The sequence below is a fragment of the Achromobacter sp. SD115 genome (genome assembly GCF_017355315.1).
Classification (GTDB): domain Bacteria; phylum Pseudomonadota; class Gammaproteobacteria; order Burkholderiales; family Burkholderiaceae_B; genus Achromobacter; species Achromobacter xylosoxidans_B.
The window spans coordinates 71,527-92,363 of the sequence record NZ_JADIJM010000021.1 but is presented as its reverse complement, the minus strand read 5'-3'; the positions used below and the strand labels follow the sequence as shown (position 1 = coordinate 92,363).

At 66.6% G+C, this 20,837-nt stretch carries 21 protein-coding genes; 13 read left to right on the top strand and 8 right to left on the bottom strand.

Annotated elements, in window-relative coordinates; genetic code table 11:
* The 3 genes from rpmG to IPU70_RS25155 all read right to left on the bottom strand — a co-directional run bounded on the left by rpmG (position 1) and on the right by IPU70_RS25155 (position 1,944).
* Positions 1 to 168: a 50S ribosomal protein L33 gene (gene rpmG / locus IPU70_RS25165; protein WP_003810296.1), complete on the bottom strand. Its 168-nt coding sequence runs from the start codon at positions 166 to 168 to the stop codon at positions 1 to 3.
* Between the two features lie 37 nt (positions 169 to 205).
* Entirely contained in the window at positions 206 to 442 is a 237-nt protein-coding gene (gene rpmB / locus IPU70_RS25160) for a 50S ribosomal protein L28 (protein WP_013395424.1), read from the bottom strand.
* A 353-nt stretch (positions 443 to 795) separates the two neighbouring features.
* Positions 796 to 1,944 carry a Bcr/CflA family multidrug efflux MFS transporter gene (locus tag IPU70_RS25155; protein ID WP_207471606.1) on the bottom strand — a complete coding sequence of 383 codons (1,149 nt, stop codon included), beginning with the start codon at positions 1,942 to 1,944 and terminating at the stop codon, positions 796 to 798.
* Positions 1,945 to 2,149: 205 nt separating this feature from the next.
* Here IPU70_RS25155 and IPU70_RS25150 point away from each other — a divergent pair, with 205 nt between their 5' ends.
* The 5 genes from IPU70_RS25150 to IPU70_RS25130 all read left to right on the top strand — a co-directional run bounded on the left by IPU70_RS25150 (position 2,150) and on the right by IPU70_RS25130 (position 7,764).
* The gene (locus IPU70_RS25150) at positions 2,150 to 3,412 is read left to right on the top strand and encodes a class I SAM-dependent methyltransferase (RefSeq protein ID WP_207471542.1); all 1,263 of its coding nucleotides are present in this window, start codon (positions 2,150 to 2,152) and stop codon (positions 3,410 to 3,412) included.
* A 506-nt stretch (positions 3,413 to 3,918) separates the two neighbouring features.
* Positions 3,919 to 4,920, top strand: a complete 1,002-nt coding sequence (locus IPU70_RS25145; protein WP_207471533.1) for an ABC transporter substrate-binding protein — start codon at positions 3,919 to 3,921, stop codon at positions 4,918 to 4,920.
* Between the two features lie 235 nt (positions 4,921 to 5,155).
* Entirely contained in the window at positions 5,156 to 6,013 is an 858-nt protein-coding gene (locus tag IPU70_RS25140; RefSeq protein ID WP_013395420.1) for a proline/glycine betaine ABC transporter permease, read from the top strand.
* Complete coding sequence (locus tag IPU70_RS25135; protein ID WP_207471531.1) at positions 6,010 to 7,269, top strand: glycine betaine/L-proline ABC transporter ATP-binding protein; 1,260 nt, start codon at positions 6,010 to 6,012, stop codon at positions 7,267 to 7,269. Before IPU70_RS25140 ends, IPU70_RS25135 begins: the two co-directional genes overlap by 4 nt.
* A gap of 120 nt (positions 7,270 to 7,389) precedes the next feature.
* Entirely contained in the window at positions 7,390 to 7,764 is a 375-nt protein-coding gene (locus tag IPU70_RS25130) for a tautomerase family protein (RefSeq protein ID WP_207471529.1), read from the top strand.
* A 74-nt stretch (positions 7,765 to 7,838) separates the two neighbouring features.
* Here IPU70_RS25130 and IPU70_RS25125 read toward each other — a convergent pair whose 3' ends face one another.
* The 3 genes from IPU70_RS25125 to IPU70_RS25115 form a co-directional block, all read right to left on the bottom strand.
* The gene (locus IPU70_RS25125; RefSeq protein WP_207471527.1) at positions 7,839 to 8,804 is read right to left on the bottom strand and encodes a tripartite tricarboxylate transporter substrate binding protein; all 966 of its coding nucleotides are present in this window, start codon (positions 8,802 to 8,804) and stop codon (positions 7,839 to 7,841) included.
* Between the two features lie 88 nt (positions 8,805 to 8,892).
* A complete protein-coding gene (locus IPU70_RS25120; RefSeq protein WP_013395416.1) occupies positions 8,893 to 9,369 on the bottom strand; it encodes a MaoC family dehydratase in 477 nt (158 codons plus the stop codon).
* Complete coding sequence (locus IPU70_RS25115) at positions 9,366 to 10,613, bottom strand: CaiB/BaiF CoA-transferase family protein (protein ID WP_207471525.1); 1,248 nt, start codon at positions 10,611 to 10,613, stop codon at positions 9,366 to 9,368. Before IPU70_RS25115 ends, IPU70_RS25120 begins: the two co-directional genes overlap by 4 nt.
* Before the next feature lie 71 nt (positions 10,614 to 10,684).
* On the opposite strand from IPU70_RS25115, the gene IPU70_RS25110 reads away from it, so the two are divergent.
* A complete protein-coding gene (locus IPU70_RS25110; protein ID WP_242702692.1) occupies positions 10,685 to 11,581 on the top strand; it encodes a LysR family transcriptional regulator in 897 nt (298 codons plus the stop codon).
* 31 nt (positions 11,582 to 11,612) lie between these two features.
* Here the strand turns inward: IPU70_RS25110 and IPU70_RS25105 are convergent, their stop codons facing one another.
* Both IPU70_RS25105 and IPU70_RS25100 read right to left on the bottom strand, forming a co-directional pair.
* Complete coding sequence (locus tag IPU70_RS25105; RefSeq protein ID WP_207471521.1) at positions 11,613 to 12,608, bottom strand: tripartite tricarboxylate transporter substrate binding protein; 996 nt, start codon at positions 12,606 to 12,608, stop codon at positions 11,613 to 11,615.
* A 58-nt stretch (positions 12,609 to 12,666) separates the two neighbouring features.
* A complete protein-coding gene (locus IPU70_RS25100) occupies positions 12,667 to 13,836 on the bottom strand; it encodes a CaiB/BaiF CoA-transferase family protein (protein WP_207471519.1) in 1,170 nt (389 codons plus the stop codon).
* Between the two features lie 109 nt (positions 13,837 to 13,945).
* Here IPU70_RS25100 and IPU70_RS25095 point away from each other — a divergent pair, with 109 nt between their 5' ends.
* The 7 genes from IPU70_RS25095 to IPU70_RS25065 all read left to right on the top strand — a co-directional run bounded on the left by IPU70_RS25095 (position 13,946) and on the right by IPU70_RS25065 (position 20,802).
* On the top strand, positions 13,946 to 15,046 hold the full coding sequence (locus IPU70_RS25095; RefSeq protein WP_242702691.1) for an AraC family transcriptional regulator: 1,101 nt from the start codon (positions 13,946 to 13,948) through the stop codon (positions 15,044 to 15,046).
* A gap of 141 nt (positions 15,047 to 15,187) precedes the next feature.
* Complete coding sequence (locus IPU70_RS25090; protein ID WP_207471517.1) at positions 15,188 to 16,720, top strand: class I adenylate-forming enzyme family protein; 1,533 nt, start codon at positions 15,188 to 15,190, stop codon at positions 16,718 to 16,720.
* The gene (locus IPU70_RS25085; RefSeq protein WP_207471515.1) at positions 16,717 to 17,901 is read left to right on the top strand and encodes a lipid-transfer protein; all 1,185 of its coding nucleotides are present in this window, start codon (positions 16,717 to 16,719) and stop codon (positions 17,899 to 17,901) included. The genes IPU70_RS25090 and IPU70_RS25085 overlap by 4 nt, the downstream gene beginning before the upstream one ends.
* Before the next feature lie 10 nt (positions 17,902 to 17,911).
* On the top strand, positions 17,912 to 18,355 hold the full coding sequence (locus IPU70_RS25080) for a MaoC family dehydratase N-terminal domain-containing protein (RefSeq protein WP_207471513.1): 444 nt from the start codon (positions 17,912 to 17,914) through the stop codon (positions 18,353 to 18,355).
* A gap of 10 nt (positions 18,356 to 18,365) precedes the next feature.
* Positions 18,366 to 18,785 (top strand): MaoC family dehydratase, encoded by a 420-nt coding sequence (locus tag IPU70_RS25075; protein ID WP_207471511.1) that lies wholly within the window; start codon positions 18,366 to 18,368, stop codon positions 18,783 to 18,785.
* A gap of 20 nt (positions 18,786 to 18,805) precedes the next feature.
* Positions 18,806 to 19,630 carry an SDR family NAD(P)-dependent oxidoreductase gene (locus IPU70_RS25070; RefSeq protein WP_207471503.1) on the top strand — a complete coding sequence of 275 codons (825 nt, stop codon included), beginning with the start codon at positions 18,806 to 18,808 and terminating at the stop codon, positions 19,628 to 19,630.
* Positions 19,631 to 19,647: 17 nt separating this feature from the next.
* Complete coding sequence (locus IPU70_RS25065) at positions 19,648 to 20,802, top strand: acyl-CoA dehydrogenase family protein (protein ID WP_207471501.1); 1,155 nt, start codon at positions 19,648 to 19,650, stop codon at positions 20,800 to 20,802.
* Positions 20,803 to 20,837 lie beyond the last annotated feature (35 nt).

The window sequence follows — 20,837 nt, the reverse complement described above, 5'->3', positions numbered from 1 at the left end:
TTACTTCAGCTTGGTTTCCTTGTAGTCAACGTGCTTGCGAGCGACCGGATCAAATTTCTTGATCAGCATCTTCTCGGGCATGTTGCGCTTGTTCTTGGTGGTCGTGTAGAAATGACCCGTGCCGGCAGTCGACTCGAGCTTGATCTTTTCGCGGATACCTTTGGCCATGTCGTGCTCCTAGTATGTAGATTGGCGGGGAGGCCGATTAGGCCATTTCGCCGCGGGCACGCATTTCGGCCAGCACGGCGTCGATGCCGTTCTTGTCGATCGTGCGGATGGCCTTGGCCGAAACACGCAGGCGGACCCAGCGGTTTTCGCTTTCAACCCAGAACCGGCGCGATTGCAGGTTGGGCAGGAAGCGACGCTTGGTCTTGTTGTTTGCGTGCGAAACATTGTTGCCCACCATCGGGCCTTTGCCGGTCACTTGGCATACGCGTGCCATGGATGCACCTCTTTAGGTCATTCTTTTGTCGCGCATCGCTTGGGGGGTAGACAGGGTTTCAGCCGCCGGGCTGTACAGGCGCTTGCGCTGCCTTTGCCGGCCACCCAGTCTTAGTGGATGAGGGGGGATCGGAATGGCCGTTAAAGCCCAGTCTGGTCCGCCCCAGTGCTTATACCCGCTGCCTGCCACCCGCAAAATTCTTGGAAGAATCTCTGGAATTCCTGGGGAATCGCCAGACGTTGCGCGGTTGGGGTCAGAGTGCTGAACTACAAAGCATAGTAGTCCGGCACGGGAAACTTCATGTGAAGACTTAAATTCTAATACGAAAAGCGTAATTAAATCAAGCGACCAGGCTAGCTGGCGTGCGATCGCGCCACGCGGCCCGAGATCCAGGACAGGCAGGCGCAGGTCGCCAGCGTGGTCGTCAGAGGCAGGGCGCTGTCGGTCTGCCAGGCGCTCACGGCGAAACCGGCCAGCGCGCCGCAGGACAACTGAAGCGTCCCCAAAAGCGCGGACGCCGCGCCGAGGCGCTTGCCCTGGTCCGACAATGCCAGCGCCGCCGAGTTGGGGTTCACGAAGCCCTGGCTGCCCATGTAGCAGATCAGGCACAGCATCAGCAGCGGCAGCGTCATCCAGCCGGCCAGCGTCAGCGCGACCGCCGCCAGGCTGGCGCATGCCAGTGCGGTCAGGGCGCGGCGCTGCAACTGGCGCGGCGTATAGGTGCGCAGCAGGCGGGCGCTGATCTGCGAGCAGACGATCAGCGACAGCGCATTGGTACCGAACAGCAGGCCGTAGTACTGGGGAGCCACGCCGTAGAGTTCGATGAAGACGCGCGGCGAGCCAATGATGTAGGCGAACATGCCCGCCTGGCCGAAGCCGCCGGCCAGGCTGTGCGCCATGAAGCCGCGATGGGCGAACAGGTCGCGGTAGTTCCGCAGTATGGTTTCCCAACGCAGCGGCACCACGCGCTCGGGCGCCAGCGATTCCTTCATGATGAGTATGACGGCGGCCATCAGCATCGCGCCGCCGGCCAGCATCACCCAGAACAGGCTGCGCCACGAGGTGATGGCCAGCAGTTGGCCGCCTGCCAGCGGCGCGAGGATGGGGGCGAGGCCCATGATGAGCATCAGCAGCGACATGGCGCGCGCGGCTTCGTGGGTCTCGTAGTGGTCGCGGATGACGGCGCGCGGGATCACGATGCCCGCGGCGCCGCCCATGGCCTGCACTACGCGCCAGCCGGTCAGCGCTTCGACCGACCCGGACAGTGCGCAGCCCAGGGAGGCGATCATGAACAGCGTCAGGCCCACCAGCAGCGGCGGCTTGCGGCCGTAGCGGTCGGCCATCGGGCCGTAGAACACCTGCGCCATCGCCAGCCCGATCAGGTAGGCGGCCAGCGTACGTTCGACATCGCCGCGGGATACGCCCAGGTTTGCCGCGATCGTGGGGAACGCGGGCAGGTACATGTCGATGGCGAACGGACCGATTGCGGTCAGCGCGCCCATGAGTATCAGCCAGCCGGGCAGGCCGCTGCGAAAAGACTGTGATGGGGGCATGTGGATTGCGGGGTGCGCAGTGACAGGGCCCCGATGCGGTTTGTTGCACGTTTTGGGCCAAGTAGACGACTGTATCACGGGCAACCTTACAAGCAAATTTCAGGTTTTTTCCGATAAAGTCATCGCGGTCCGTACGTATTCCAGAGGAATAGCCGTGAATCCTTTGTTGTCTGTTGTGGAACGCAAACTTCAGGCCCTGCCGGTCCCGGTCCAGCTGGTTTTGCCCGACGGCGCCGTGCTGGGGCCGCCCGAGCCCCGCGTCCGTTTCGTCACGCACGACAAGACCGCCCTGGCGCACCTGGCCGAAGGCGCGGTGGGCGTGCTGGGCCAGGATTACGTGGAAGGCCGCATCGACATCGAAGGCAATATGCGCGATGTCATGGCCGCGGCATCGGCGCTGTTGCCCGGTTCGCCGGTGGACGCGGCCCGTGGCGGCTGGCTGACGGAACTGGTGCGCAAGGTGGTGTCGGTCTGGCGCCACTCGGTCGAGCGCGACGCCAAGCAGATCGAGTTCCACTACGACCTGTCGGACGATTTCTACGCGCTCTGGCTGGATCCCCGCCGGGTCTATTCCTGCGCTTACTACCGTGAGCCGGGCATGACGCTGGCGCAGGCCCAGGAAGCCAAGCTGGACCACATCTGCCGCAAGCTGCGCCTGCGCGAAGGCGAGCGCTTCCTGGACGTGGGCGCGGGCTGGGGCGGACTGCTGCTGTGGGCGGCCGAGAACTACGGCGTGGACGCCACCGGCATCACGCTGTCGCGCAACCAGCACGCGCACGTCAGCAAGCTGATCCAGGAGAAGGGGCTCGCCGGCCGGGTCCGCATGGAGCTGCTCGATTACCGCAAGCTGGACGAGTCCGCTCCCTATGACAAGATCGCCTCGGTCGGCATGTTCGAGCACGTGGGCCGCGCCCAGCTCGAAGGCTATTTCGCCAAGCTGCGCCGCCTGCTCAAACCGGGCGGGCTGATCATGAACCATGGCATTACCGCGGCCGGCGTCTACAACGCCGAGCTCGGCAACGGCATGGGCGAATTCATCGAGAAATACATCTTCCCGGGCGGCGAGTTGACCCACGTCAGCGTGGTGCTGGAAACCCTGACCAACGGCGGCCTGGAAGAGGTGGACGTGGAAAACCTGCGGCCGCATTACGCGCGCACCCTGTGGGCCTGGAGCGATGCGCTGGAGGCGCGCCTTTCCGACGCGGCGCGGATCCTGGGCGGCGAGCAGGGCGGGCGCTCGCTGCGGGCCTACCGCCTCTACCTGGCCGGCTGCGCCATGGGGTTCGAGCATGGCTGGATCGCGCTGCATCAGATCCTGGGCCAGCACCCGGCGACGGGACGCGCCGACGAGTTGGACAATCCGCCGGACCAGGCCTATCCGTGGCGCCGGGACTATATGTACGGCAAGAACGGATAGCGGCCGGCAAGCGTCCACGGAGTGGCCGTTTTAGGCGGCTGAACCCCCTCGGAAGGTGTCCGCGCAACGGCCGGATCAGACAATTCCGGCCGTTTTGAAACCACTAAAGTGTGTAGATACGAATCTTGTTTTAACTGAATGTATCTTTGCCCTTGAATCAAAATCCCTTAGGGGAATTTGCCATTTCACCCCCTGTGGATGCGGGTATTCCCGGACCATTAATTCCCGAAATGTATCTGATTCATTCCGGCGTGGGGTTGGGTTGAGCATCAATTTCGTTTAAGATGCTCGCTTCTTCGTTCAGTTTGTTCACTTTCTGTGGGTTTTCAAAAACTGCGTTTTTGAAGCTCCTGTCTTGCAAGACGACGCACCCTCGCGGACCGTCTTGTTGCTAGTGTCGGTTTGTATTGGCGGTTCTGCCCGTCTTCCGCACAACCCCCTTAGCTCCATGGCACCTCCGGGCCCAAGCCTGGCGTGTGTGCCTGAACCTATGGAGGCAAAAGCCAATGCGTTTTACCCCTGTCAAGACCCTGGCCGCCGCGGCTGTGTTGTTCGCCTTCGCTGGTGCGGCCCAAGCCGCCGATGCCGTTCAGTGCGAAATCAAGCGCCCGGTCAATTTCGGCGCGATGAACTGGGAATCCAACCTGGTCCTGGTTGACGTCGAACGTTTCATCATGGAAAAGGGCTACGGTTGCAAGACCGAAACCCTGCCCACCGAGACCCTGCCCGCCCTGGCCGCGCTGGAGCGCGGCGATCTGGATATCAACACCGAGATCTGGCTGAACAGTGTCGCCGATCCCTGGGACCGCGCCGAGAAGACCGGCAAGGTCAAGCGCATCGGCGACCTCTATATGGGCGCCGAGGGCTGGTACATCCCGCGCTACACGGCCGAACGCCTGCCCGAACTGAAGTCGGCGGCCGATCTGCCGAAGTTCAAGGACAAGTTCAAGGATCCGGAAGAGCCCGGCAAGGGCCGCTTCTATGGCTGCCCGGCAGGCTGGGGCTGCGAAATCACCAGCAACAACCTGTTCCATGCCCTGAAGCTGGACGACTCCTACACGCTGTACTCGCCCGGCACGGGCGCGGCGCAGAAGGCGGCCCTGATGTCGGCCTACAAGCGCAAGCAGAATGTGGTTTTCTACTACTGGTCGCCCACGCCGCTGGTCGGCGCGATGGACCTGGTCAAGCTCGACATGCCGCCCTACGACGCCGAAAAGCACAAGTGCCTGACGTCGCCCAAGTGCGCCAAGCCCGAGCCCAGCGCCTATCCTGACAATCCCGTCTTCACGGCGGTGAACACCAAGTTCTCCGAGGAAGCCCCCAAGCTCACCGAATTCCTGTCCAAGGTCTCGGTGCCGCTGCCGGTGATCAACGAAACCCTGGCCCACATGGAAGAGTCCGGCGACGAAGCCAGCGCCGTGGCCAAGTGGTTCCTGAAGAACAAGCCCGACGTCTGGACCAAGTGGGTCCCGGCCGACGTCGCCGGGCGCGTCCAAGGCGCGCTGTAACCCGCCATGAGCCTGGCTGCGCGCCTCCGCGGCGCGCTCCGGCCCAGCCTTGTGGCCGGATTCCTTTGCCGGGACGACCGCCGGCCGGGCGTGCGCGCCCGGACCGGGATGCGCTGGCGCTGCCGGGATGGCCGGCCGTTTTCTAGCTGGAAGCCGCAAGCTTGCGCCGCATTCCCGATTCCGGGGCAGGCGCGGGCGGTCCGCGCGGTGAGTGCGCCAGAATGGAGTAGAACGAATGTTTCCTGAAATTATTCCCGCCCGGCAGGTCCGGGGGGCGATCGACGGCTTTGTCGATCACCTGGTCACCAACTATGCCGACACGCTGGAGACCCTGTCCCAGCCCGTGCTGCATGCCCTGGTGTGGCTGGAGCAGCTACTGCGCAATTCGCCCTGGTGGGCGGTGGTCGCGGTCACGGTCGCGATCGCCTGGGGCGTCAGCCGTCGCATCGGCCTGAGCCTGGCGATGGGCGCGCTGCTGTGCGTGATCGGCGTGCTGGGCCTGTGGGATGCCGGCATGCAGACGCTGGCGCTGATGATCATGGCGGCCGGCCTGTCGGTGATCATCGGCATCCCGCTGGGCGTGCTGATGGCGCGGATCAACTGGCTGCGTTCCATCATGCTGCCGGTGCTGGACGTGATGCAGACCATGCCCAGCTTCGTGTACCTGATCCCCGTGGTCATGCTGTTCGGCCTGGGCAAGATCCCCGCCATCATCGCCACCGTGATCTACGCCGTGCCGCCGCTGATCCGCCTGACCGACCTGGGCATCCGCCTGGTCGACCGCGAAGTGCTGGAAGCTTCGCGCGCCTTCGGCGCCAACCCGCGCCAGCAGCTGTTCGGCGTGCAGTTGCCGCTGGCCCTGCCCAACATCATGGCCGGCATCAACCAGACCACGATGATGGCGCTGTCGATGGTGGTGATCGCTTCGATGATCGGCGCGCGCGGCCTGGGCTATGAAGTGCTGCTCGGCATCAACCGCCTGGAAGTGGGCCGCGGCCTGCTGGCGGGCTTGGGTATCGTGGTGTTGGCCGTGCTGTTCGACCGGATCACGCAATCGTATGGACAGCGCATGCGCATGGGAGGCCAGCGATGAGCAAGATCGAGGTCAAGAACATCTACAAGGTCTTCGGGCCGCATCCGAAGAAATGGCTGGAAGCTGCCCAGGGCGGCATGAGCAAGGAACAGCTGCTGGCCGAAAGCGGCCACACGCTGGGCCTGCGCGACATCAGCCTGTCGATCGAAGAAGGCAGCATCTACGTCATCATGGGCCTGTCGGGTTCCGGCAAGTCCACCTTGATCCGCCACTTCAACCGCCTGATCGAACCCAGCGCCGGCCACATCCTGGTCGACGGCGTGGACGTGGTCAGCCTGAACAAGCGCGACCTGGAAATCTTCCGCCAGAAGAAGATGAGCATGGTGTTTCAGCGCTTCGGCCTGTTCCCGCACCGCACCGTGCTGGACAATGCCGCCTACGGCCTCACCGTGCAGGGCGTGGGCCGTGCCGAACGCGAAAAGCGCGCCCGCGAATGGCTGGACCAGGTGGGCCTGTCGGGCTTCGAGAACCAGTATCCCCACCAGTTGTCGGGCGGCATGCAGCAGCGCGTCGGCCTGGCCCGGGCGCTGGCTACCGATGCCGAAATCCTGCTGATGGACGAAGCCTTCTCGGCGCTGGATCCGCTGATCCGCCGCGAGATGCAGGACCAGTTGCTGCAATTGCAGGCCAAGCTCAACAAGACCATCGTCTTCATCACGCATGACCTGGACGAAGCCCTGCGCCTGGGCAACCGCATCGCCATTCTCAAGGACGGCGAACTGGTGCAGGAAGGCACGCCGGAAGACATCCTGTTGAACCCGGCCAACGACTACGTGCAGTCGTTCCTGCAGGACGTGAACCGCACCAAGGTGCTCAACGCCACGCATGCCGTGAACCCGGCGCGCCTGACTTTGACCATGCGTTCGCGTCCCGCCCACGCCATGGACCGCATGCGCGCCCTGAGCTACGAATATGCGCCGGTGCTGGACGGCAAGCGGCTGGCGGGCGTGCTGACCGCGGAGGCCGCCACGCGCGCCATCGAGGAAGGCGCGCGCGATATCTCCCGCTACGTCGAGGACCTGGCTTCGGTGCCGGCCACGGCTGGCTTGGGCGAGGTGCTGGCCCAGCTGGTGCACAGCGACCAGCCGGTCGCGGTGACCGGCGAGGACGACGAGTTCATCGGCATGCTGTCGCGCAAGAAGGTCGTGGAACTGGTGACCCCGGCGCTGGCGGAAACCGCGGCCCCGGCGGAAGCTGCCGCAGCCCCCGACGCGCAAGAGCAGCCCGAGCTCGAGCGCCGCGATCAGGCGGCCTGACAGGGAGAAACCCTAATCCGGATCGTGGTCCCGCGGCCGTTTGCGCGTCCCCGATCCGGATATGATGGTTTGCCGGCCGCCTGGGCCGGTTTCTCCTTTTTCGGAACATCGGAATCCGTCATGCCTATTTTGAATGTCCAGATCATGGCAGGCCACACGGCCGCACAGAAGACCGCACTGTTGCAGGCCGCGTCCAACGCGGTCGTCGAAAGCATCGCGGCGCCGTTGCCCAGCGTGCGCATCGTGCTGCAGGAAGTGGCGGCGGAACACGTGATCGTGGGCGGCGAAATCGGCAAGGCCATGGCCCGCGTCGACGTGGCGCTGATCTCCGGCCGCGACGAGGCCAAGAAGGCCGCGCTGATCGCGGCCCTGAACCAGGCCGTGTGCGCCAGCATCGGCATCTCGGGCCAGGACGTGCGCGTGCTGTTGCGCGACGTACCCAATACCGACATGGGCGCGGCCAACGGCATCACGGCCAAGGCCAACGGCCGCTGAGTTTTCCAGCCGGCTTCGCAGTCCCGGCAAAACGCCCGCGAGTCGCGGGCGTTTGCACTTGCCTCCGGCGCCTTTCAGTCCAGCTTCACGTTGGCTGCCTTCACCACTTCTCCCCACCGCCCGATTTCGCTCTTGATGTAGGCGGCATATTCCTGCGGCGTGGAGCCCAGCGCCTGCGCGCCCTGCGCCTTCAGCTGTTTGGTCATTTCGGCCGATTGCAGCGCGCGGCGGATTTCCGCGTTCAGCTTGTCTATGATCGGCGCCGGCGTGCCTGCCGGCACCACCACGCCTTGCCAGGCGCCCATCTCGAACCCCGGCACCACCGTTTCGGCCACCGTCGGCACCTCGGGCAACTGCTCGCTGCGCGTGCCGCTGGTCACGGCCAGCGCGCGCAGCTTGCCTTCGCGGATGAAGCCCAGCGAATCGTTCAGCGTATTGGTCATGAGCTGCACCTGCCCGCCGACCAGGTCCGTCATGGCCGGTGCGCTGCCGCGGTACGGCACATGCACCGCGTCGATCTCGAGCGAACGCAGCAGTAAAAGGGCGCCCAGGTGCGTGACGTTGCCGGCGCCGGCCGAACCATACGACAGCTTGCCGGGATGCTCGCGCGCGTACTGCACGAACGCGCGGGTGTCTGGCGCCGGCACGGACGGATGCACCAGCAGCACCAGCGGGATCACTGCCGTGGACGATACCGGCGCGAAGTCCTTGACCGGGTCGAAGGCCAGCGACCGATACAGATTGGGACTGAGCGCGATGGAGGACGTGTTGTACAGCACGGTATAGCCATCGGGCTTGGCGGCTGCCGCGTACTGCATGCCGATATTGCCGTTGGCGCCGCCTTTGTTCTCGACCACGACGGTCTGGCCCAGCTGGTCCGTCAACTGCTTGGCCAGCACCCGCGCCACCAGGTCGGTCGGCCCGCCGGGCGGGAAGGGCACCACCATGGTGATGGGGCGCTCGGGCCAGGCGGCCTGGGCGGTTGCGGCGCCTGCCAGCGCCAGGATGGCGAGGCTGCCTGCCAGCAGTGCTTTCTTCATCTTTTGTCTCCTTGTGCTGTTTTGGCGACGCGAACCGCGTCCAGCCGCCTGCTCCCTCTGCGGGGAGGCTTGGCCGTCTGATGAACTTTCAGGGCCTGCCGGCCAGCATGCGCGTGGCCGTGTAGGCCATCACCGGCTTGCCGTGCTGATTGCGGACCTCGATGGCGGACGCGACCACCGCCCGGTTGTGCTGCGAGGTGGGGCGTATGCCCGTGACTTCGATCTCGGCCCAGATGGTGTCGCCCGCGACCACCGGCGCCAGCATTTTCTTGTGGACCTCCAGCAGCGCCAGCCCGGTGCCTTGCACCATGCCCTGCATGATCAGGCCTTCGATCAGGCCGTAGGTCAGCGCGCCGGGGGCGGGGCGTCCCTGGATGGCGCCATGCGCATAGGTGGCGTCGATGAAGATCGTTTCCAGCATGCCGGTCACGCTGATGAAATTCACGATGTCGGTTTCGGTCACCGTGCGGCGGAATGTGTGGAAGCGCTGGCCCACGGCCAGGTCCTGCCAGTAGTAGCCGTGGCCTAGCTGCTTGATATCGACGGCGTTGCGGTCTGCGGTCATGCGGGGTCCTTGCTGTGGGTCTGGGTTGAGAAAAGCGCGTCGCGGGCGGCGCCCGATTCCAGAAGCGTGGAGATCAGGGTTTCGTCCAGGCCGGCCTGGCGCAGCACGTCCAGCGTGTGCTCGCCCAGGCGCGGCGGCATGGCGGCCGGCACGTGGGAGTGCTGCAGGCGCACGGGGTTGCGCGGAAAGCGGTAGCGGCTGCCCGAGGCGCTTTCGAGCGGCTCGAAGAAGTCCACACTTTGCAGGTGCGGATCGGCCTCCAGGTCCTGCAGGCGGTTGACGCGCGCGGCGGGGATTTCCAACCGTTCGCACAGCGCCAGCCAGTAGGCGGTATCGCGTGCGGCCACGATGCCGGCCTGCAGTTCGTACAGCGTCTCGATATGCCGCGTGCGCGACGCGATGTCGGCAAAGCGCGCGTCTGCCGCCAGATCGGGGCGCTCCGCCGCAATGAAGAAGTCGCGCCAGTGGGCGTCGGTGTAGGGCATCAGGCAGGCATGGCCGTCCGCGGTCTGGCACGGCCTGCGCCAGGGCGTGAGCACGCGCGGATAGCCCGCCTCGCCGGGCTGGTCGGCCAGGTGCCTGCCGTAGTAATGCTCGACCAGTGCATAGGACGCCATGCTCTCGAACATGGGTACCTCCAACTGCTGCCCCGCGCCGCTGCGCTCGCGCTGGAACAGGGCGGCCAGGATGGCGTGCGCCGCGATCAGGCCGCAGGTCTTGTCGGCGGCCACGGTAGGCAGGTAACGCGGCGCGCCGGTCTGTCGATCGACCAGGTCGGCCAGGCCCGACAGGCCCTGGATGATGTCGTCGTACGCAGGCCGGCCGTCGTAGGCGCCGCCCGCGCCGAAGCCGTACAGGCCGGCATAGATCAGGCGTGGATTGCGCGCGCACAGCGTGTCCGGGTCCAGTCCCAGCGCCGCCATCTTGGCCGGGCGCATGCTGTGCATCAGCACGTCGGCCTGGTCCACCATCGTCAAGAGCGCTTGCCGCGCCGCGGCCTGCTTCAGGTCCAGGACGATGCTGCGCTTATTGCGGTTCAAGCCCAGGAAGATGGCGGCCAGTCCAGGTTCTTGAGCGGGACCGGTATGGCGGGTGGAATCGCCCGCGGGCGCTTCCACCTTGATCACGTCGGCGCCATAGTCGGCCAGTATCTGCGATGCGTAAGGGCCAAACACCACGGACGTCAGGTCCAGGATGCGCACGCCGCCCAGTGCGCGGGTTCCGGATAGAGGAGAGGCTGTCATGGCAGGAATCCTATCGGCCAGCCGCATACACGTCTAATATGGCGTAGGTATTGGGTGATATGGAATTTGTTATGACTATCGATTTGCGGCAGCTCCGGCAGTTCGTCACCATCGCGGAGCTGGGCAGCTACCGGCGGGCCGCCGACACGCTGCATATCGCGCAACCGGCGCTGTCGGTCTCGATCCAGAAACTGGAACATGCGGTGGGCGTGCCGCTGCTGGTGCGCGGCGCCAAGGGCGTGACGACTACGCCTGCGGGCCAGGCGCTGATGGCGGACGCCCGCCGCGCGCTGTTCCACGCCGACCAGGCGCGCCAGGCCGCCCGCCGCGTGGCGCTGGGCGAATGGGGCACGCTGCGGCTGGGCTTCGTCGGCTCGGCCACCTACATGCTGCTGCCGCGTCACTTGCCAGCCTTCCGCGCGCAGTATCCGGACGTGCAGCTGGACCTGCGCGAGGACAGCACGGTCGGCCTGGTGGCGATGCTGCGCGCCAACGATATCGACGCCGGCCTGGTGCGCGGCCCCCTGGCGGAAGACGCGGCGCTGGATTCCTGGGTGGTGGAGCGCGACGACCTCATCCTGGCCGTGCCGGCGGGACATCCGCTGGCCGCGGGCGGGCCGGTCAGCCTGCAGCGGGCCCGCGCCGAAAGCTTCGTGCTGTACTCGCCGCTGAAGGTGCCGGGCCTGCACGGCGTGGCGCAGGCGCTATGCCTGAAGGCGGGCTTCTCGCCGCGCATCAGCCAGGAGGCAATACAGGTGCAGACGCTCATCAGCCTGGTGGCCAGCGGCATGGGGCTGGCGCTGGTGCCCGGCGTGACGCGGGCGTACTCGACCCCGCATGTGGCCTTCGTGCCGCTGACCGACGCCGATGCGCACGATGCTCTGTCCCTGTCGCTGGTGACGCATCGCGACACTTCCTGCGCATCGGTGCTGCGCTTGCGCGACTGCATGCTGCACCCCGCCGCCTGAGGACGCCGACGGCAGCGCGCGCTCCAAGCCGTCACTGCATCTTCAGGCCCAGCTCGGCCACGAACTTTTTCTCTTCCGCCACCTGCCGGATCGCGAAGTCGGTGTACGCGGCGCTGTCCATCAGCATGTGGGGCTGGTCGGCGGTTTCCAACGCGCGGTTGTACTCCGGATCGCTGGACGCGCGATGAAAGGCCTGCTGCAAGACGCGCGTCACCTCGGGATCCATGCCCTTCGGACCGGCGATGCCGACCGGGTTGGCCGTGACGATGGGGTAGCCCAGTTCCGTCAGCGTGGGCACGTCTGGCACGCGCTTGGCGCGGGCCTCGCCTAGAACCGCCAGCAAGCGGGCCTTGCCGGTGTCTATCATGGGACCCCAGCCGGCGTCCGACACCATCTGGATATGGCCGCCCAGCAGCGCGGTGGTTTCCTCGGCCGCGCCCTTGTACGGGATGAAGTTGAAGCGCGTGTTCGTCAGCCGCGACAGGCGCTCGATCGCGATGCGTCCCGATCCGCCCGTGCCGGTGCCACCGTAGCTGATCTTGTCGGGATGGGCGCGCGCGTCGGCGATCAGTTCATCCAGCGTGCGCCAGGGCGCGTCCTCGCGCACCACGATGGCATAGGAGTAGGCCGTCATGCAGGCGACGTAGGTGAAGTCCTTCAGCGGGTCATAGTTGACCTGCTGCAGAAAGGGATAGCGGAACAGCGTGCCCACCACCACCGACACCGTGTAGCCGTCCGGCGCGGCGGTATGCGCCATGGCTGCGGGACCGAGCGTGCCGCCGGCGCCCGGCCGGTTGGCGATGACGACCGTCTGGCCCAGTTCGCGCGAGGCCGCGACCGCCAGCGCGCGCATCTGGGTGTCCGTCGCGCCGCCTGCGGGAAACGGCACGATCAGCGTGACGGGCCGGGTGGGAAAGCCCGCGGCGCGGGCCGGCCGCTGCAAGGCCAGCGCGGCGGGCAGGGCCGCGCTCAGCTTGAGCAGGCTGCGGCGCCGGGGCGAAAGAGGGCTGCGATGAGGATCGTTCATGGATGTCTCCGTCCTGGTTATGGGTACTGCAGGTGTCGGGTGGGCTGGCCGTATGTGCCTACAGCGCAACGCCACGTCCGATCAGGCTGGCGACGTCCGGCTCGCTGTAGCCGGCCTCGCGCAGGATCTGATGGCTGTGTTCGCCCGGCAGCGGGGCCTGGCGGTGGATGGCGAACTGGAAGCCCGACATCCTCACCGGGCTGGCGACCTGGGCATGGCGGCCATAGATCGGATGCTCGGTCTGCAACGGCAGGCCGCGGGCGACGAACTGTGGATGCTCCAGGCTTTCCGCCAGCTTGAGCACGGGCGACACGCAGCAGTCGGCGTCTTCCAGCAACTCCAGCCAGTGCGCCAGCGGCCGCGTGCCGAACAGCTGTTGCAGCTCGCTGCGCACGTGCGCCTGCTGCGTCGCGTCGCCGTTGCGGTGCAGCGGCGCCAGGTCGGGGCGTTCCAGCCGCCGGCACAGCGTTTCCCAGAACTTGGGCTCCAGCGCGGCGACCGCCAGGTAGCGCCCGTCCGCCGCGCGGTACTGGCCATAGCAGGCCAGTCCGCCCGACAAGGTATCGGCGCCCGCCGGGCGCGTGTCGCCGCGGGCGTTGAGCGTGGCCAGCGGCACCACGGCGGCGGCCAGCAGGCCGTCGGCGATGGCGATATCGATATAACGTCCGCGCCCGCTGCGCTGGGCGTCGTACAGCGCGGCCAATATGCCCATCACCGCGGTGAGCGAGCCTCCAAGAATGTCGGCCACCGGCAGGTTGGACAACGCCGGCAGATCGGGCCCGCAGCCCATCTGGTCGGCGACGCCGGCGCAGGCGGCATAGTTCAGGTCATGGCCGGCGGCGTCGCGCTGCGGGCCGTCCTGTCCGTAGCCGGTGATGCTGCAGTAGACCAGCCGGGGGTTGTGCCGCGCCAGGGTGGGGTAGTCGGCCTGCAGCCGCGCGGTCACGCCGGGCCGGAAGCTCTCGATCACCACGTCGGCGCCGCGCGCCAGCGCGGCCAGCGCCGCCTGTCCTTCGGGATGCTTGAGATCCAGCCGCAGCCCGCGCTTGTTGCGGTTGCAGAGGGCGCGCAGCGGCGCGGGCGCATAGTCGCCCGCCTGCGTGTCTTCGATCTTGATCACATCGGCGCCGAGGTCGGCCAGGTACTGCGCACCCAGCGGGCCGGGCAGGAGCCGCGACAGGTCCAGGATCCTGACGCCTGCGAGCGGAGCGGTGTTCGGCGTATCCAAAGAGGGACTCCCGTAAATACGAAGTGGCATGCCCGCCAGGGGCTCGGCCCAGTCTAGGCGCGGCTTTGCGGCTCACCAATGGCGAATTCGCTGATTCCGCTTGGCGGGAATGCTCATGCCAGCCATTCCTGCGCGCGCGGGCTTTGGCTACCATCGATCCATCGGCGTACGCCAGCCGCAGGATTCGCTCATGACCCATCACACCATCGCCGTGGGGCATATCGCCCAGATCCTGCAAGGCGCGCGCAGCCGGGGCGTGGACGTGGAACGGGTGCTGATGCGCGCCGGCGTGCCGCCGACCCTGCTGCAGGCGCCGATGGCGCGGGTTTCGCAGGCGCAGCTGGCGCAGATAATGCGGGTGTTGCGCCGCGCCACCCGGGACGACTTCCTCGGCATGGGCCAGCATCCCGTTCCCATGGGGGCGTTCGATCATGCCTGCCGGCTCGCGCTGCACGAAGGCACGGTGGGGCAGGCCTTGCGCGTGGCATTCCGCTACTACCACGGCGTGCTGCCCGACTTCACCGCCCGCTTGTGCGTCAGCGGCGAGCGCGCGCGCATCGTGCTCGACTCGCGCGGCCCCAGCAGCTGTACGCGCTGGTATGGCGAGCGCAGCTTTCTGTTTTTCACGCTGGGCGTGGCCAACTGGCTGGCCGCGCGGCGCATTCCCATCCTGGGCGTGGACTACAGCAGCGGCGCCCGCAGCGTCGATGCGCACAGGCTGTTCTATGCGCCCGTGCGCTATGGCCAGCCCGTGACCGGCCTGTGGCTGGAGTCGCGCTGGCTGGCCCTGCCTGTCGTGCAGAACGGACAGACGCTCAAGCCATTCCTGGCCAATGCTCCGTTCGACCTGCTGGTGAAGTACCACGACCGCACCACCCTGACCGACCGCATCCGACGCCTGCTGCGCAACGATCTTTCCAAGGAATTGCCGTCGTTGGCCCAGGTCAGCGCGCAGCTCGCGATGACGCCGCAGACGCTGCGGCGGCATCTGCGTGAGGAGGGCCAGGGCTTTCAAGCCTTGAAGGACGATCTGCGACGCGATGCCGCCGTCGAATACCTGGCACGGCACGATCTTTCCCTGATGGAAATCGCCGAGCGCCTGGGCTTTTCCGAACCCAGCACCTTCCACCGCGCCTTCAAGAAATGGACCGGCGTATCGCCGGGCGAGTACCGCCGCAACCGCCTGGTCTGCGGTCCCGCGGGCCGCTGACACTTTTCGCCTATCGGTTTGACGCCTGCGGCCATTGCCGCGATCCGGCCTCAAGGGAGAAGCTAGGGACATCGCGACGAAGGCATGCGATGCCGGACCGGAAACCGCCCAAGCCCACGCGTGCCGCAGGAGACAAGCACCATGTATCTGACACAAGGTCTGCATCGCGCAGGCCGGCTGCACCCCGCAAAGATCGCGCTGCGCGAAGACGCGAGGCGTTGGACCTACGCAGGGTTGATCGATTGGGCCGCGCGCAAGGCTGCCGTGCTGCGCGACCATGGCGTGCTGCCGGGCGATCGCGTGGCCTTCTGGAGCGCCAACGGCGCGGACTATGTGTCGTGGATCCTGGCGTGCTGGTGGCTGGGCGCGGCGGTGGTGCCGCTGAACACGCGCTGGAGCGGCGCAGAGCTTGCGCAAGCGCTGGCCGATTGCAGCCCGCGCCTGCTGCTGGTGGACGAGACGATGGCGCCGCGCATGGCCGCCATCGACATGCCCGCCGGCGCGGAACCGCTATCTGCCGAGGTCCTGGAAGCCCACGCCACCGCGGCGGTGGCGCAGGAGGACGTCCGCGCGGGCGGCGACACGCTGGCCGCGATTCTCTTTACCGGCGGCACGACCGGCGCGCCCAAGGGCGCCATGCTGACCCACGCAAACCTGTGGAGCGCCGCGGTGGCCAGGATGGCCACCGTCCCGACGTCGCCCGACAGCCATACCTTGCTGGTCGCGCCGCTTTTTCATGTGGCCGGCTTGGGGCGGCTGATCGGACAATTTGTCGCGGGCGCATCGGTGGCGATACCGCGCGGCTTCCAGCCCCGCGCGGTGCTGCAGGCTCTGCAGGACGATGGCGTAACCGAGGTGCTGCTGGTACCCAGCATGATCCAGATGCTGCTGGATGAGCCCGGGTTCGCGCAATACCGGCTGGGCGGCGTGCAGCGCGTGATCTGGGGCGCGTCGCCGATTTCCCGGGCATTGCTCGACCGCGCGCTGACGGCCTTCCCCCAAGCGGAATTCGTGCACGCCTACGGCATGACGGAAACCGCCGCCACCGTGGCCATCAATGCCGAGGTGCGCCAGGGCGGCACGCGCGCCGAATCGGCGGGACGGCCAGCCGTGGGCGTGGAAACGCGCATTCTCGCGCCCGACGGAAGCGAGGCGGCGCCAGGCGTCGTCGGCGAACTGGCGGTGCGCGGACCCATGGTGATGCAGGGCTACTGGAACCGGCCCGAAGAAACGCGTTGCGCATTCGAGCAGGGCTGGCTGCTGACGGGCGACGCGGCCCGGCAGGACGAAGACGGCTATCTGTACATTGTGGACCGGCTCAAGGACATGATCGTCAGCGGCGGCGAAAACGTCTATGGCGCTGAAGTGGAAGGCGCACTGGCCCGGCATCCGCTGGTGGCGCGTTGCGCGGTCATCGGCGTGGCGCATGCGCGCTGGGGCGAGGCGGTGCACGCGGTGATCGTGCCGCGTCTCGGCACGGTGGTGGATGCGGACTCCCTGGACAGGCATTGCCGCCAGCTGCTGGCCGCCTTCAAGTGTCCCAAGACCTATGAGTTCCTCAACGAGTTGCCCATGTCGGCCGCGGGCAAGGTGCTGAAGTCCGCGCTGCGACAGAACCATGAATCCAGGAGCGCGGCTGTGGCCGCGCCCGCTCATCAGGAGAATCAGGCATGAATCGGAAAGTATGGGTGGCAGGGGTAGGCATGATCCCGTTCAGCAAGCCCGGCGCCAGCGAGGCGTATACGGTGATGGGCGCGCGCGCCGTGCGCGAGGCATTGCAAGATGCCGGGCTGCAATACGACGCGGTCCAGCAGGCCTACGCGGGTTACGTCTACGGCGATTCGACCGCCGGCCAGGCGGTGGTCTACGGCGTGGGGCTGAGCGGCATTCCTGTGTTCAACGTCAACAACAATTGCGCCAGCGGTTCCTCGGCCCTGTTCCTGGCGCGCCAGGCCGTGGAAAGCGGCGCGGTGGAGTGCGCGCTGGCGGTGGGCTTCGAGCAGATGGTGCCCGGCGCGTTGAAGGGCGTGTATGAAGACCGTCCTTCGCCGTTGCTGGATTTCGTCTCGGCGATGAGCGAAATGCAAGGTTATGACACGGCCAAGCCGCGCGCGGCCCAGTTCTTCGGCGGCGCGGGCCGCGACTACATGAAGGAACACGGCATCGGCGCCGACATCTTCGCGCGCATCGCGGTCAAGGCGCGCCAGCATGCCGCACGCAATCCCTATGCGGTGTTCCGCCAGACGGTCACGCTGGACGAGGTGCTGGCCGCGCCCATGATCTTCGATCCCCTGACGCGCCTGCAATGCTGCCCGCCCACTTGCGGCGCGGCGGCCGCCATCCTGTGCTCGGACGAGTTCGCCCGCCGCCACGGCCTTGCTCCCATCGTCAGCATCGCCGCGCAAGCCATGACGACAGACACGCCGTCCACCTTTGGCGCTGGCGACATGCGCAAAGTCGTGGGCTTTGACATGACTCGGGCCGCGGCCGACCAGGTTTATGAAGCCGCAGGCATCGGCCCCGGCGATGTGGACGTGGTGGAACTGCACGACTGCTTCACCGCCAACGAGCTGATCACCTACGAGGGCCTGCGCCTGACGCCGGAGGGCACCGCCGAGAAGTTCATCCTGGAGGGCGACAACACCTATGGCGGCAAGGTCGTGACCAATCCGTCCGGCGGTTTGCTGTCCAAGGGCCATCCGCTGGGCGCTACCGGCCTGGCGCAATGCACCGAACTGGTGTGGCAGCTGCGCGGCCAGGCGGATCTGCGCCAGGTCGAGGGCGCCAGGCTGGCGCTGCAGCACAACCTGGGACTGGGCGGCGCCTGCGTGGTGACGCTGTACCAGGCCGCTTGAGGAGAGCGTCATGCTGGATACCAGTCATATTGGCGCCGCTTTGCCGGTGTTCAACGCGACCGTGGAGGCGGGCCGTCTGCGCTTTTTCGCCCAGGCAACCGGACAGGACGACCCGGTCTACATCGACGAGGCCGCCGCGCGCGCCGCCGGACACCCGGGATTGCCGGTGCCGCCGACCTTCCTCTTCTGCCTGGAGATGGCCAGTCCCCGTCCTGCCGCCATGCGTGAACTATTGGGCATCGACATCGCCCGGGTGCTGCACGGCGAGCAGGCTTTCGTTTACCACACCATGGCGCATGCCGGCGACGAATTGCATTTCGAACCGCGCATTGCCGACATCTACGCCAAGAAGGGCGGCGCGCTGGAGTTCGTCGTGCGTGAAACCCGGGTTACCGACGCCGCCGGGCGCCTGGTCGCCGAACTGCGCGCGACCACGGTCGTGCGCAATGCCTGAGGAGCGCGCGATGAGCACAGCCATGAACCATGACGCCCGGGCCGGCGACGAGCTGCCCGGCTTTACCGCCGGGCCGGTCAGCCGGCTGGCGCTGGCGCTGTACTGCGGCGCCTCGGGCGACCACAACCCGATACACGTAGACCTGGATTTCGCCCGCGCCGCCGGCATGGACGACGTCTTCGCCCACGGCATGCTGTCAGCCGCCTATCTGGCCCGCCTGCTGACGAACTGGGCGCCGCAATCGGCGCTGCGCGAGTACGCAGTGCGTTTCGTGGCGATCACGCATGTGGGCGACGAGGTCCGCTGCACGGGCCGCGTGGTGGAACGCTTTGAAGCGCAGGGAGAAGCCCGCCTGCGGGTGGAACTGCATGCGCGCAGCCAGACCGGAGAACTGCGCCTGAGCGGCGTGGCGGTACTGGCGGTCCGGTAAATCAAAAGAAGGAGAGTGCGATGGGTACATTGGAAGGCAAGGTGGCGCTGGTGTCGGGCGCAGGACGCGGCATCGGCCAGGAGATTGCGCTGAAGCTGGCGCGCGAAGGCGCCAGCGTGGTGGTGAATGATCTGGATGCGGGGCCGGCGGAGGAAACCGTCGCGTTGATCCGCAAGCTGGGCGGCCAGGCGCAGGCCTGCGCCGGCAGCGTGATCGAAACAGGCTTCGCCGAGCGTTTCGTCGGCACCGCCGTGGACACCTACGGCGGCCTGGACATCATCGTCAACAACGCTGGCTACACCTGGGACAACGTGATCCAGAAGATGACGGACGAACAATGGGACGCGATCCTGGCCGTGCACCTGTCCGCGCCGTTCCGCATCCTGCGCGCCGCGTCCGGCTTCATCCGCGTGGCCGCCAAGGCCGAAGCGGAACAAGGCAAGGAGGTGTTCCGCAAGGTCGTGAACATCTCGTCCACTTCCGGCGTGATGGGTAATGCCGGCCAGGCGAATTATTCCGCCGCCAAGGCCGGCATCAACGGCCTGACGCGCGCGCTGGCCAAGGAATGGGGCCGCTATAAGGTCAACGTCAACAGCGTGGCTTTCGGGCTGATCAAGACGCGCCTGACGGAAGCGTCCGCCGACGGCGACGCCACGCTGGATATCGAAGGCCGGCAGATCAAGGTGGGCGTCAATCCGCAGGTGCTGAAGAACGCCGAGAGCCTGATCCCCATCGGCCGGGCCGGCACGCCGGCGGAAGCCGCGGGGGCGGTGTACCTGTTCTGCCTGCCCGAGTCCAACTACGTCAGCGGCCAGGTCCTGGTCGTGGGCGGCGGCCGTCCTTGAGGACAGGAGGAAAGAGCATGGACACGCCACGGCAAGGCTGGATGGACGCGGACCTGACGCTGTTCCAGGATTCGACGCGGCGCCTCTTCGAAAAGGAGTTCGTGCCCGACGAAGAGCGCTGGCGCAAGCAGCAGCACGCGGACCGCGAGGTCTGGAACAAGGCGGGCCGCCTGGGATTGTTGTGCGTGAGCATGCCCGAGGCCTATGGCGGCGGCGGGGGCAGCTTCGCTCACGAGGCCATCGTGGGGGCGGAGCAGGCGCGCGCCATGGTCCATGGCTTCAGCAACAACGTGCATAGCGCCATCCTGGCGCACTACATCCTGAACTACGGCACCGAAGCGCAAAAGCAACGCTGGCTGCCGCGCATGGCCACGGGTGAACTCGTGGGCGCCATCGCCATGAGCGAACCGGGTGCGGGGTCCGACCTGAAGAGCGTGCGCACTACCGCTACCAAGGACGGCGGCGAGTACGTGCTCAACGGCTCCAAGACCTTCATCACCAACGGCCTGCATGCGGACTTGGTCTGCGTGGTGGCCAAGACCGACGCGCAAGCGGGTGCGCGGGGCGTTTCGCTGATCATGGTGGAAACCCAGGACTTGGCCGGCTTCAGGCGCGGGCGGCTGCTGGAGAAACTGGGCCAGAAAAGCCTGGACACGGCGGAACTGTTCTTCGATGGCGCGCGCGTGGGCCAGGACTGCCTCTTGGGTGGCATCGAGGGCCGCGGCTTTGCCCAGCTCATGCAGCAGCTGCCGCGCGAACGGCTGCTGATCGCGGTGGGGGCGGTAGCCACCATGCGGCGCGCCATCGAGGAAACCGTCGCCTACGCCAGTACCCGTCAAGTCTTCGGCCAAGCGCTCATCGAGCTGCAGAACACGCGCTTCAAGCTGGCCGAGTGCGAGACGGTCGCCACCATCGCGGCGCGCTTCGTCGACGATTGCATCGAACGTCAACTGGCGGGCACATTGGACCTGTCCACGGCGGCCATGGCCAAGTGGTGGACCACGCAGATGAACTGCCAGGTGATCGATGAATGCTTGCAGTTGCACGGCGGCTACGGCTACATGCTGGAATACCCGATAGCCAGGATGTACGCGGATGCGCGGGTAGGCAAGATCTACGGCGGTTCCAACGAAATCATGAAGGAAATCATCGCGCGCGCCATGACCGCCTGAGGCGCATGGGAAGGAACCAGAACAAGCACGAGGAG

Excerpts from the sequence above, each read along its gene's own strand:
- rpmG (WP_003810296.1), bottom strand. The coding sequence starts at position 168 with ATGGCCAAAGGTATCCGCGAAAAGATCAAGCTCGAGTCGACTGCCGGC.
- rpmB (WP_013395424.1), bottom strand. The coding sequence starts at position 442 with ATGGCACGCGTATGCCAAGTGACCGGCAAAGGCCCGATGGTGGGCAAC.
- IPU70_RS25155 (WP_207471606.1), bottom strand. The coding sequence starts at position 1,944 with ATGGGCGCGCTGACCGCAATCGGTCCGTTCGCCATCGACATGTACCTG.
- IPU70_RS25145 (WP_207471533.1), top strand. The coding sequence starts at position 3,919 with ATGCGTTTTACCCCTGTCAAGACCCTGGCCGCCGCGGCTGTGTTGTTC.
- IPU70_RS25140 (WP_013395420.1), top strand. The coding sequence starts at position 5,156 with ATGTTTCCTGAAATTATTCCCGCCCGGCAGGTCCGGGGGGCGATCGAC.
- IPU70_RS25135 (WP_207471531.1), top strand. The coding sequence starts at position 6,010 with ATGAGCAAGATCGAGGTCAAGAACATCTACAAGGTCTTCGGGCCGCAT.
- IPU70_RS25130 (WP_207471529.1), top strand. The coding sequence starts at position 7,390 with ATGCCTATTTTGAATGTCCAGATCATGGCAGGCCACACGGCCGCACAG.
- IPU70_RS25125 (WP_207471527.1), bottom strand. The coding sequence starts at position 8,804 with ATGAAGAAAGCACTGCTGGCAGGCAGCCTCGCCATCCTGGCGCTGGCA.
- IPU70_RS25120 (WP_013395416.1), bottom strand. The coding sequence starts at position 9,369 with ATGACCGCAGACCGCAACGCCGTCGATATCAAGCAGCTAGGCCACGGC.
- IPU70_RS25115 (WP_207471525.1), bottom strand. The coding sequence starts at position 10,613 with ATGACAGCCTCTCCTCTATCCGGAACCCGCGCACTGGGCGGCGTGCGC.
- IPU70_RS25110 (WP_242702692.1), top strand. The coding sequence starts at position 10,685 with ATGACTATCGATTTGCGGCAGCTCCGGCAGTTCGTCACCATCGCGGAG.
- IPU70_RS25105 (WP_207471521.1), bottom strand. The coding sequence starts at position 12,608 with ATGAACGATCCTCATCGCAGCCCTCTTTCGCCCCGGCGCCGCAGCCTG.
- IPU70_RS25095 (WP_242702691.1), top strand. The coding sequence starts at position 13,946 with ATGCTCATGCCAGCCATTCCTGCGCGCGCGGGCTTTGGCTACCATCGA.
- IPU70_RS25090 (WP_207471517.1), top strand. The coding sequence starts at position 15,188 with ATGTATCTGACACAAGGTCTGCATCGCGCAGGCCGGCTGCACCCCGCA.
- IPU70_RS25085 (WP_207471515.1), top strand. The coding sequence starts at position 16,717 with ATGAATCGGAAAGTATGGGTGGCAGGGGTAGGCATGATCCCGTTCAGC.
- IPU70_RS25080 (WP_207471513.1), top strand. The coding sequence starts at position 17,912 with ATGCTGGATACCAGTCATATTGGCGCCGCTTTGCCGGTGTTCAACGCG.
- IPU70_RS25075 (WP_207471511.1), top strand. The coding sequence starts at position 18,366 with ATGAGCACAGCCATGAACCATGACGCCCGGGCCGGCGACGAGCTGCCC.
- IPU70_RS25070 (WP_207471503.1), top strand. The coding sequence starts at position 18,806 with ATGGGTACATTGGAAGGCAAGGTGGCGCTGGTGTCGGGCGCAGGACGC.
- IPU70_RS25065 (WP_207471501.1), top strand. The coding sequence starts at position 19,648 with ATGGACACGCCACGGCAAGGCTGGATGGACGCGGACCTGACGCTGTTC.